We start from the raw sequence: 11,070 nt of genomic DNA, 5'->3' as shown, positions 1-11,070 counted from the left end.
CGCGGCCAGGACCAGGACGTCAACCGCATCAAGGCGGTGAATCCGGCCATTCAGGGCGGCTTCGACTACACGTTCGGCGAGAGCGGTTTCTACGTCGGCAACTGGAACTCCAGCGTGGACTGGCTCTCGGGCAACTCCATCGAGGTGGATTTCTACGGCGGCTACAAATTCGCGGCGGGCGGCCTGGACTGGGACGTGGGCGCGCTGACCTATGTGTATCCGGGCAACTCCAGCGGCAACACGACGGAGCTGTACGGCTCGGGAACCTATGGGCCGGTCACCGTGAAGTATTCGCACACCGTCTCCGATGATTACTTCGGCTGGGCAGGCGCGAAGTCCTCCAGCCTCTCGGGCCGCAACACCGGCTACCTGAACGTGGCGTTCGCCCATGAAATCGCGCCCGCCACCACGCTCAAGGCGGCGGTGGGCTACACCCGCTTCGCAAGCGACATCAAGGACCTGGGCGTGCCCAACTACGTGGACTACAGCGTGGGCGCGGCCTATGACTTCGGCTCGGGCCTGGTGCTCAACGGCGCGATCCAGGGCGCGACCAAGAAGGGCTATTTCGGCGATGCCAACAAGGCCCGCCTGATCGTCTCCATCAGCAAGACGCTGTAAGGCGGGCGGCCGGCAAGGCAATTCATTCACACATCAGCGGGCGCGGGACGCGCCCCTTTTCGGAGGACCAGTCAATGAAAATGGTGACGGCAATCATCAAGCCCTTCAAGCTCGACGAGGTGCGCGAGGCGCTCTCGGAGATCGGAGTGCAGGGCATCACGGTGACCGAGGTGAAAGGCTTCGGCCGCCAAAAGGGCCACACCGAGCTGTATCGCGGCGCTGAATACGTCGTCGATTTTCTGCCCAAGGTGAAGATCGAGGCGGCGCTGGACGATGCCATCGTCGAGCGCGCCATCGAGGCCATCGAGGGCGCGGCGCGCACCGGAAAGATCGGTGACGGAAAGATTTTCGTCTCGCCTCTGGAGCAGGTGATCCGCATCCGCACCGGCGAGACCGGCAATGAAGCGCTTTGAGCATCCAGCCGAAGGCTCATTCCTCACCCCCTGATTCACCGAGAAGTTCTGTCATGAAAAAACTGTTTGCTTCACTCCTTCTGGGCTTCAGCCTGCTTGCCGGCGGCACGGCTGCGCTGGCCCAGGCTCCGGCGGCCTCCGAGCCGGTCGCGGCTGCGGCCGCTGCCGCGGACACTGCGGCCCCAGCTGCCTCGGCAACCGCCGCCCCCGCCGAGGCAGCGCCCGCCGCCGAAGCCGCCCCGGCTCCCAAGATCGATTCGGGCGACACCGCCTGGATGCTGACGTCCACGCTGCTGGTGATCCTGATGATCATCCCCGGCCTGGCGCTGTTCTACGGCGGCCTTGGCCGCTCCAAGAACATGCTGTCGGTGCTGGTGCAGGTGTTCGTGATCTTCGCGTTGATCTCCGTGCTGTGGGCGGTCTACGGCTACAGCCTGGCGTTCTCGGGCGAGGGCCGGTTCATCGGCGGCTTCGACAAGCTGTTCCTCAAGGGCGTGAACATGGAAACCTTCGGCGCGCTGACGACCGTTCCCGAATACGTCTTCCTGGCCTTCCAGGGCACGTTCGCGGCCATTACCGTGGCGCTGATCGTGGGCTCGTTCGCCGAGCGCATGAAGTTCACCGCCGTGCTGGTCTTCTCGGCGCTGTGGTTCACCTTCAGCTACCTGCCGATGGCGCACATCGTCTGGGGCGGCGGCCTGCTCGCGGCGGATGGCGCGCTCGACTTCGCAGGCGGCACCGTGGTGCATATCAACGCGGGGGTCGCGGGCCTGGTGGGCGCCTACATGGTGGGCAAGCGCATCGGCTTCGGCAAGGAAGCCTTCATGCCGCACTCGCTGACGTTGACCATGGTGGGCGCTTCGCTGCTGTGGGTGGGCTGGTTCGGCTTCAACGCCGGTTCCGCCGGAGCCGCCAACGCAGTGGCCGGCCTGGCCTTCGTGAATACCGTGCTCGCAACGTCCGCGGCCACGCTGTCCTGGCTGGTGGGCGAGGCGCTGCACAAGGGCAAGGCCTCCATGCTGGGCGCGGCCTCCGGCGCTGTGGCGGGCCTGGTCGGCGTCACACCCGCCGCCGGTTTCGTCGGTCCGATGGGCTCGATCGTGATCGGCCTGGTCTGCGGCATTGTCTGCCTGTGGGGCGTGGGCGGTCTCAAGCGCATGCTCAAGGTGGATGATGCGTTCGACGCATTCGGCGTGCATGGCGTGGGCGGCATCATCGGGGCGGTTCTGACCGGCGTGTTCGCGGCGCCCGCCCTGGGCGGCGTGCAGCCTGAAGACTTCGCCATGGGCCACCAGGTGTGGGTGCAGGTCAAGAGCGTGCTGTTCACCATCGTGTGGTCGGGCGTGGTGGCTTATCTGGCATACAAGGTGGCCGATCTGACCGTGGGTCTGCGTGTGAGCGAAGAAGCGGAACGCGAAGGTCTGGACATCACTTCGCACGGCGAGACGGCATACCACCGTTGAGCCTGGCGGGAGGGCGGCCGGCGTGGTGGCGCGGGCTTCCCTCTCTTTTCACGGATGGCGAGTTTTCCTCCGGATCTCGAGCCCGCATTTGCGGGCTTCTTTTTTTGCCCGGCTGGATCGCTCCCGCTGGATGGGGGGACGGTTCCAGAGGGCGTTGATCGCGGCGCGCGTTTAGCGGGAATAATCCGCGCATGAGCATTTCCGTTTCCCCGGCTTCATGGACTGCATTGCCCGGTTCCCTGGCGCAACTGGGCGAATCTCCGTTCTGGCATCCGCAGGAGGAGCGGCTTTACTGGGTCGATATCGCGGGCCGCGCGTTGCTGCGCTGGCGGCCCGGCGATGCGGGCGTGGAGCGCTGGGACATGCCCGGCGAGCCGGGCTGCATTGCGCCGGCGCAGCTGCGGGGCGTGGCCTCGGGGCTGGTGGTGGCCTTGCGCGAGCGCATCTGCCACGCGCCGCTGTGGGGCGGTGAGCTGCGCGAACTGGCTCGGCTCCCGGTGGATGCGGCGACCCAGCGCGCCAACGATGGCAAATGCGATGCGCTGGGGCGGTTCTGGGTGGGAACCGTCCATGAACCCGCAAGCGGCGCGCGCCAGCCGGTGGCGGGGCTGTACTGCGTCGATGTGCGCGTTGCCTCGAGCGTGAGCGTCCACCGGATGCTGGGCGGCGTGGCCACCGCCAATGGACTGGCCTGGTCGCCCGATGGCTCGCGCATGTACTGGAGCGACACGCCTGCGCACGTGATCCGCGTGTGGGACTGCAACGACCGGCACGAGCCGGTGGGCGCGCCGCGCGTGTTCCGGCAGTTCGCCGCCAGGCCCGAGGGATGGCAGCCGGGCATGGGGGGCTATGGCGGGCGGCCCGATGGCGCGGCGGTCGATGCCGATGGCCATTACTGGTGCGCGATGTACGAGGGCGCGCGCGTGCTGCGCCTTGCGCCGGACGGCACGCTGGCAGCCGAGTTGCCGGTTCCCGCGCCATGTCCGACCATGCCTTGCCTGGCGAGCGGCGGCGCGCCGCGGCTTTATGTGACTTCAGCGAGCCGGGGACGGCCCGCGCACGAGCTGCTTCAATGGCCGATGTCGGGCATGCTGCTGTGCGGCGCGGTCCACGCCGAGGGCCTGCCCGTGAACTGGTGCGAGATCGGCGCATAGGCGCGAGACGCGCAACGGCTCTTCGCTGCCGAGACGAGTCTTTCGGTGCGGATTGCGCTTGCGGCTACAGTGGAGGCAGCGGCGCGGGCGGCGCCGTGGTCGCCGCGCCATGGCGCGCGGCTCCGCGTTTTTGCTGGGAGTGGAGGTATGTGATGCAGATTTCCGTCAGGGCTTTCTTCAGGATGTTCGCCGCGATGCTGCTCGCGTTGTTCTCGGCCGTGGCACTGGCGAATCCGGATGCCGCCCATCGGGACGCCCAGGCGCTGCGCGGCGTGAAGGCGCTGGTGCTGCTGGCGCCTGAATTCGATGAGAAAACCGGGGCGGCGGGCATCACTCAGGCGGTGGTTGCGCGCCGCGCGGAGGTCTATCTGCGCGGAGTGGACGTGCGCCTGGTCCGGGACGCGGCCACGCTGACGCCCGCGCAGCGCGCCGAGTCGCCGCTGCTGCTGATCGCGTTCGGCGCATCCCGGGAGCGCGATTCGAGGCGCACCCATCTGCAGGTCACCGTCAGCGTGCTGCGTGAGTCCGGCGATGCGGCGGCGGGCCGCCATCCCGTCTACGCTGCGCGGCACAGCGGCCAGACGCGCCAGAAGCTCAGCCGCAGCCTGCTGATGCGGGAGCTGGACCTGGCCCTCAACATGCTGCGCGAGGATCTTCGCCGGGCGAATCGCTAGGTTTTGCTCTTGTTTTGAGAGCAAAACCTCAAAACCCTCACATCAGTTTTTCAAAAAAATCACAAGCCCGGATGGCCGGCCGGCGGGCGTGGGCGCTACCATCCTCGCATGGAATCAGCAGCGCTTTCCCAGATCATCGAACGCGTGCGCGAGAGCGCGCGGCAAGGCCGCGCCCTGCGCATACGCGGCGGCGGCACCAAGGACTTCGTCGGCGGACCCGCCGTGGCGCTGAGCAAGGCGGACGTGCTCGACATGCGCTGCCTGAGCGGCGTGGTGGATTACGAGCCCAGCGAACTGGTGGTGACCGTGCGCGGCGGAACGCCGCTGGCCGAACTGGAGGCGCTGCTGGCGTCGCGCGGCCAGTGCCTGCCGTTCGAGCCGCCCCGGTTCGCCGCCGGCGGCACCGTCGGCGGCATGGTGGCGGCGGGCCTTTCCGGGCCGGCGCGCGCCACCGTGGGCGCGGTGCGAGACTATATGCTCGGCGTCGAGATCATCAACGGCAAGGGCGAATTGCTGCGCTTTGGCGGCCAGGTGATGAAGAACGTCGCGGGCTATGACGTCTCGCGCCTCATGGCCGGCTCCTGGGGAACGCTGGGCGTGATCACCGAAGTGAGCCTGAAAGTGCTGCCCGTCGCACCCGCCGAGGCGACGCTGCGCCTCGAATGCGATCAGTCCTCGGCACTGCAGCGCCTGCATGCCTGGGGCGGGCAGCCCCTGCCGCTGAACGCCAGCTGCTGGGTGCGCGACGAGGGCCGGGGCGTCCTGTACGTGCGCCTGCGCGGCGCGAAGGCCGCGGTGGAGGCCGCATGCGCGGGCATGGGCGGCGAGCGCCTCGACACCGCGCAGACCGCCGCCGACTGGGATGCCTGCCGCGATCACACACTGCCGTGGTTTACCGACCGCGCCGGGCGGCCCGGCCTCGCGCTGTGGCGGCTTTCCGTTGCGCAGACGGCGCCGGCGCTGGGACTGCCGCAGGGCATCGAGCCCGAGCTGGTCGAATGGCAGGGCGCGCTGCGTTGGGTGCAGGCCCCCGCCGAATGCGGCACGGCGCTGCAGGCCCTGGCGCAGGCGGCGGGCGGCAGCGCGACGCTGTTCGCCGCGCCGGCGCAGGGCGTGACCCTGGAGATGCCGGCGCAGGGGCAGCGGCAACCCGCGCTGGCCGCGATCTCGCAGCGGCTGAAGCAGTCTTTCGATCCTTCGGACATCTTCCAGCCGCATCGCATGGGAACGGGCGGCTGAGGCCGCGCTCCCCCAGTCGCTCAGTACAACGGACAGACAAGCAAGCCATGCAAACCCAGCTAGCTCCCGAATTCAAGAACACGCCGCACGGGCAGGAGGCCGAGGCCATCCTGCGCAAGTGCGTGCACTGCGGTTTCTGCACCGCCACATGCCCCACCTATCAAACACTGGGCGACGAGCTCGATGGCCCGCGCGGCCGCATCTACCTCATCAAGCAGGTGCTCGAGGGCAAGGAGCCGACCCGCGCCACGCAGCAGCACCTGGACCGCTGCCTGACCTGCCGCAACTGCGAGAGCACATGCCCGAGCGGCGTGCAATACGGCCATCTGCTGGACATCGGCCGCAAGGTGGTCGATGAGAAGGTGCCGCGCCCGATGGGCGAGCGCCTCAAGCGCTGGGCGCTCAAGGAAGGCGTCACGTCGCCGCTGTTCGCGCCCGCGATGAAGCTGGGGCAGTCGGTTCGCGGCCTGTTGCCCGGGAGCATCCAGGCCAAGGTGCCGCCCCGCTCGGAGCATGGCGCCTGGCCCACGCGCGAGCATGCGCGCAAGGTGTTGCTGCTGGCGGGCTGCGTGCAGCCCTCCATGCTGCCCAACATCAACTATGCGACGGCGCGCGTGCTGGACGCCGCGGGCATCCAGACGGTGATCGCGGGCAATGCGGGATGCTGCGGAGCGGTGAAGTTCCACCTGAACGACCAGGAGGGCGCCCGCGTGCAGATGCGCCGCAACATCGACGCCTGGTGGCCCATGGTGTCCTCGGGCGAGGCGGAGGCCATCGTGGTCAACGCATCGGGCTGCAGCGCGATGGTCAAGGACTACGCGCATGCGCTCAAGGACGATCCGCAATACGCCGAGAAGGCCAGGCGCGTCAGCGCCATCGCGCGCGATCTGAGCGAGCTGTTGCCGGCAATGCTGCCGGAGCTGGCCGAGAAGCTGCAGGGGCGCGTGAAGATCAAGGGCAAGCTGGCCTATCACCCGCCTTGCACGTTGCAGCATGCGCAAAAACTCAAGGGCGTGGTGGAGCGCGATCTGAACCGGCTCGGCTTCCAGTTGCTCACGTCCCGCACGGAGTCGCATCTTTGCTGCGGGTCGGCGGGGACATATTCGATCCTGCAGCCCGAGTTGTCCATGACGCTCAAGGCGCGCAAGCTCGCGGCCATGGACGAGGCCTGCGCGGGCGAAAAGCCCGCGGTGATCCTGTCGAGCAATGTCGGCTGCATCTCCCACCTGCAATCGGGCACCGACGTGCCGGTGCGGCACTGGGTCGAGGTGCTGGACGAGGCGCTGGCCTGAGCGCGCCGCGCCGCCGCGGGCGGCGCTGTGTCAGATCAGCGGCGGATCGAACGCCCGGATGGGCGGCAGCGGCGCGTCGAACCGCTCGATCTGCACCGTGCTGATCTGACCGCCGCAGCCTTGTCCGAGGGATGAAGTCCCCACGTCCCGCACGACGATGTTGGGGTTGCCGTGCACGCACATCGCGCCATGCGTGCCGTCGGGCCTCGGGTCATACCACGCGCCGGTGGGCAACTGCACCACGTCCTTGCGCATGTCCGCGTTCAGGCGCGCGCTCGCCAGCACGGCGCCCAGCTCGTTGTACAGCCGCACGATGTCGCCTTCCTTGATGGAGCGCGCCGCCGCCGTCTCGGGATGCAACTGGCAGATCTCGCGGCCGTTGCGCTTGTTGTCCAGGCTGTAGCGGCCAAAGTCGAGCTGGCTGTGCAGCTTGGTGTAGGGCTGGTTGGCGATCAGCCAAAGCGGGTGCTGCGCGGTCGGCGCGAAGCGGGGCGCGAGCCATGCGGGGTGGCCCGGGCAATCCGCGTAGCCGAAGCTGGCGACCTTCTCCGAGCTGATCTGCACCTTGCCGCTTGGCGTGGGAAGCGGCGCATTGTCGGGGTCGTCGCGGAATGCGCGCAGGATGCCGCCGTCGTCGGGCCGCTGTGGAATGCGCAGCTCGCCCTGCTCCCAGAATTGCTCGAAGGTGGGCGCGGGAAGCTGCATCTTCTCGAGGCCGCGGCGCGTATGCTCATACAGATGCGCAAGCCACGCGCGCGCGTCGCGGCCCTCGGTGAAGGCTTGCCGCTGGCCGAGGCGCTCGGCCAGGTCGCTGAAGATGGTGTAGTCGTCGCGCGCTTCGGCGTAGGGCTCGGCCACGCGCTTCATGGCGATCACGAGCGGGTCGGTGGCGGTGGCGCCGATATCGTCGCGCTCCAGCGTGAGCGTGGATGGCAGCACGATGTCGGCATGGCGCGCGGTCGGGGTCCAGACGCTTTCGTTGATGACGAAGGTGTCCAGCGCCTGGAACGCCCTGGAGAGCCGGCGCAGGTCCTGGTGATGATGGAATGGATTGCCGCCCGCCCAGTAGGCCAGGCGGATGTGCGGATAGATCATGCGCTGGCCGTCATAGTCGAACGGCTGGCCGGGATTGAGCAGCATGTCGGCGATGCGCGCCACCGGAATGAACGCCTTCACGCCATTGCTGCCCTGCGGCAGGGGCGCGACCGGCGTGGCGTTGTTGCGCCTGCCGTAGTGCGCGAGCGTGCCCAGCGCATAGTTGTAGCCGCCGCCGGGCAGGCCCAGCTGGCCCAGCGCGGCGGCCAGCACCGCGCCCATCCACACCGGCTGCTCGCCGTGCTCGGAGCGCTGCAGCGAATGCGAGACCGTGACCAGCACGCGCTTGCCCGCCAGCGAGCGGGCGAGCGCCACGAGCTGCTCGGCAGGCACGTCGCAGATGCGCGAGGCCCAGCGGCAGTCCTTGGCGACGCCGTCGCCGCGGCCCGTGAGATAGTCCTCGAAGGTGCTCCAGCCGTCGCAGTAGCGGTCGATATAGCCGCGGTCCAGGGTGCCGTCCGTCAGCAGTTGATGGACCAGGCCGAGCATCAGCGCCGTGTCGGTCATGGGCACCGGCGCGATCCATTCGGCGTTGATTTCAGGCGGCAGATCCGAGCGCAGCGGGCTGATGTTGATGAACCGGCAGCCGCGCCGCGCGGCGGTTTCCATGGCCCAGCGCTCGGTGTGGCGGCTGATGCCGCCCGAGGCCACGCGCGAGTTCTTCAGCGCCATGCCGCCGAAGGACAGCACGATCTCGGTGTGCTCCGCCAGTTGCTCCAGCGTGACGTTCTGGCGTGCCACCTGCTCCATCGGAGCGATCACATGCGGCAGCATGGGCGCCGCGGCGCCCGCGCTGTAGGTATTGACCGAGCGCACGTAGCCGCCCAGAGCGACGTTCAGAAAACGGTGGACCTGGCTTTGCGCATGATGAAAGCGGCCGGCGCTGGACCAGCCGTAGGATCCGCCGAAGATCGCCTCGCAGCCATGGGCCTGCTGCACGCGGCGCAGCTCCGCGGCCAGGCGGTCGAGCGCCTCGTCCCACTGCATCTCCACATATTCGTCGCTGCCGCGCCGCGCGTCCGGGCCGGGGCCCTTGTCGAGCCAGCCTTTGCGCACCATGGGGCGGGCGACCCGGATCGGGTGGCGCAGCGCGTCCTTGAGATTGTCGATGATGGGGTTGGGATCGGGATCGGCCGGATGGGGCAGCACATTCAGCTCGCTGCCGTTCCAGCTTGCGCTGAAAGCGCCCCAGTGTGCGCTGTGGGGCTGCATGGGCGCCGGCGGCGCCTTTGTCTCTTTCACCAGCATGGGGGTATCACCTCTTTGTCTCTGCGGGTAGGCGTTGTTTCATATTTTGGAACGATGTCCGGAGGATTCGCCCGATGTTCCAGTACGTTCCCGGCGCACAGCATAGGACGGAATGCGTTTTCTTGCAGGGGCCGCCGCGTTGCACCCCCCGCCGCGTGGGTTTCGCGTGAGGCTGAAACCGAAAAATACCCGTGGGGTCGCGGACGATGGCATGATCATGGGTTTTTGACTGGCGCACGCCCGCGTGGGGCGGCGATGGATTGCACATGAACTCACCCGTGACTGAAGCCGAAAATTCCGCACCGAGCGCCGAGCACGCCGCTGCCGTACCGGACGTCCCGGCCCCGCAAGGCGCTGCGGCCAGCCCTCAGTCCGAGGAAAAGAAGCGGCCCGAGGGCGGCGCCAAGCCGGCGCGCAACCGCCGAGGCCGGGGCGGCGCGGGCCGCCATCAGCCGCGCGCGCAGGACGGTGCGGCGGCGGCCAGGCCCGAGGAAGCGCCGCAGCGCTCGCAGCAGCGCCGCCAGAACCCCGCCCTGCTGCAATTGCAGGCGCTGTATCCGCAGCTTTTCGGCGAACAGCCCAAGCCGCTCAAGCGCGGGATCTTCCAGGACCTGGAGGCCGCGCAGCCCGGCGTGTTCACCCCCGCCGACCTGAAGCTGGCGCTGGGCATCCACACGCGCTCGTCGCGCTATCTGCAGGCGGTCTCGCAAGGCCAGCCGCGCCATGATCTGGCGGGCAACGTGGTCGAGCAGATGGCTCCCGAGCACGTGTTCCATGCGCTGGTGGAGGTGTTCCGCCGCCGCAGGCCGCGCGATGGCGAAGACCTCGCGCAGAAGCTGCGCCGCCGCATGGCCATCGCCTTCGAGGCGTCGGGGCTGAGCCGCGAGGCCTATCTGGAGCTGGTGCGCGGCCGCGACGAAGCCACCAATGCCCTGCTCGACGAGGCGCTGGCCGATGTGTCCGCCAGCAATGCCAGGGACGAGGCCATCTTGCGGGCCTTCGAAGCCAGCGGCGCGGCCAGCGTGGAAGCCTTTGCCGATATGTATGGCATGCCCGCGCGTCAGGTCGCGCAGCAGCTCGATCGCGCAAGACGCCTGCGCGGCTGAGTCCGGCAGTCATCAGGCGCTGGAGGACGCGAGCGCCGCCTCGATGTCCGCCTGGAGCCGCGCGGGCCGGGTGCGCGGCGCGTACCGTGCGATCACGCGGCCGTCGCGGCCCATCAGGAATTTGGTGAAATTCCACTTGATGCTCCGGGTGCCCAGCACGCCCGGAGCCTGTTGCTTGAGCCACTCGAACAGCGGAATGGCCTTCGGCCCGTTCACATCGACCTTGGCCATCATCGTGAACCCGACGCCGTAGCGGGTCCGGCAGAAGTCGCCGATCTCCTGGTTGCTGCCCGCATCCTGCCTGCCGAACTGGTTGCAGGGAAAACCGATCACCACCAATCCTCGTGCCGCGTATTTTTCGTGCAGCGCCTGAAGTCCGGCCAACTGCGGCGTGAACCCGCAGGCACTGGCGGTGTTGACGATCAACAGCACCTGGCCGTGGTAGTCCGACAGGCGCAGGACGGAGCCGTCGATGCGCGCGGCCTGGAAATCATCGAGAGAGCCCATGTTCTGCCGTCCTGTCGTGGTCAGTGGTCATTGATCGCGCCGGGGCGCCGGATCCGCGCTGCGTGGCCGGGGCCATGCCGACCAGGCCGCCGCCGAGAGGATGAGCGCGCCGCCCAGGAGGCTGCGCGAGTCCAGCCGCGCGGCGCCCAGCAGCACCGAGGATACGCTGGCAAAGGCGATCTCGCTGAGCATGACCACGGCGGTGACGGACGCGGCCAGCCGCGATGCGCCATATTGCAGCGCCCAGTTGCCCAGCGCCAG

Annotated in this window: 10 protein-coding genes and 1 pseudogene; 8 read left to right on the top strand and 3 right to left on the bottom strand. The window is 68.4% G+C overall.

Going from position 1 to position 11,070, the window contains the following annotated elements; genetic code table 11:
- From ABWP92_RS14090 to glcF, 7 genes are all read left to right on the top strand, one after another.
- On the top strand, positions 1–618 hold a 618-nt coding region (locus ABWP92_RS14090; protein WP_353236025.1), incomplete at its 5' end, for a TorF family putative porin.
- 74 nt (positions 619–692) lie between these two features.
- Positions 693–1,031, top strand: a complete 339-nt coding sequence (locus ABWP92_RS14085; protein WP_353236024.1) for a P-II family nitrogen regulator — start codon at positions 693–695, stop codon at positions 1,029–1,031.
- Positions 1,032–1,084: 53 nt separating this feature from the next.
- Entirely contained in the window at positions 1,085–2,494 is a 1,410-nt protein-coding gene (amt, locus tag ABWP92_RS14080) for an ammonium transporter (protein WP_353236023.1), read from the top strand.
- A 191-nt stretch (positions 2,495–2,685) separates the two neighbouring features.
- Positions 2,686–3,648, top strand: coding sequence for an SMP-30/gluconolactonase/LRE family protein (locus ABWP92_RS14075; protein WP_353236022.1), 963 nt, complete (start codon positions 2,686–2,688; stop codon positions 3,646–3,648).
- A gap of 152 nt (positions 3,649–3,800) precedes the next feature.
- Positions 3,801–4,322, top strand: coding sequence for a hypothetical protein (locus ABWP92_RS14070; protein WP_353236021.1), 522 nt, complete (start codon positions 3,801–3,803; stop codon positions 4,320–4,322).
- Positions 4,323–4,430: 108 nt separating this feature from the next.
- The gene (gene glcE / locus ABWP92_RS14065; RefSeq protein WP_353236020.1) at positions 4,431–5,561 is read left to right on the top strand and encodes a glycolate oxidase subunit GlcE; all 1,131 of its coding nucleotides are present in this window, start codon (positions 4,431–4,433) and stop codon (positions 5,559–5,561) included.
- 47 nt (positions 5,562–5,608) lie between these two features.
- Positions 5,609–6,853, top strand: a complete 1,245-nt coding sequence (glcF, locus tag ABWP92_RS14060) for a glycolate oxidase subunit GlcF (RefSeq protein ID WP_353236019.1) — start codon at positions 5,609–5,611, stop codon at positions 6,851–6,853.
- A gap of 30 nt (positions 6,854–6,883) precedes the next feature.
- Here glcF and ABWP92_RS14055 read toward each other — a convergent pair whose 3' ends face one another.
- A complete protein-coding gene (locus tag ABWP92_RS14055; protein WP_353236018.1) occupies positions 6,884–9,160 on the bottom strand; it encodes a molybdopterin-dependent oxidoreductase in 2,277 nt (758 codons plus the stop codon).
- A 302-nt stretch (positions 9,161–9,462) separates the two neighbouring features.
- On the opposite strand from ABWP92_RS14055, the gene ABWP92_RS14050 reads away from it, so the two are divergent.
- A complete protein-coding gene (locus ABWP92_RS14050) occupies positions 9,463–10,302 on the top strand; it encodes a ProQ/FINO family protein (protein ID WP_502907542.1) in 840 nt (279 codons plus the stop codon).
- Positions 10,303–10,314: 12 nt separating this feature from the next.
- Here the strand turns inward: ABWP92_RS14050 and ABWP92_RS14045 are convergent, their stop codons facing one another.
- Together ABWP92_RS14045 and ABWP92_RS14040 are read right to left on the bottom strand one after the other, a co-directional pair.
- The gene (locus ABWP92_RS14045) at positions 10,315–10,809 is read right to left on the bottom strand and encodes a glutathione peroxidase (protein ID WP_353236016.1); all 495 of its coding nucleotides are present in this window, start codon (positions 10,807–10,809) and stop codon (positions 10,315–10,317) included.
- A 27-nt stretch (positions 10,810–10,836) separates the two neighbouring features.
- Positions 10,837–11,070: pseudogene (locus tag ABWP92_RS14040) on the bottom strand (DMT family transporter); the annotation flags it as partial.

It is taken from the genome of Diaphorobacter ruginosibacter, assembly GCF_040396215.1.
GTDB lineage: Bacteria > Pseudomonadota > Gammaproteobacteria > Burkholderiales > Burkholderiaceae_C > Diaphorobacter_A > Diaphorobacter_A ruginosibacter_A.
The sequence above is the reverse complement of the archived record's forward strand: the minus strand, read 5'-3'. Positions and strand labels throughout refer to the sequence as shown.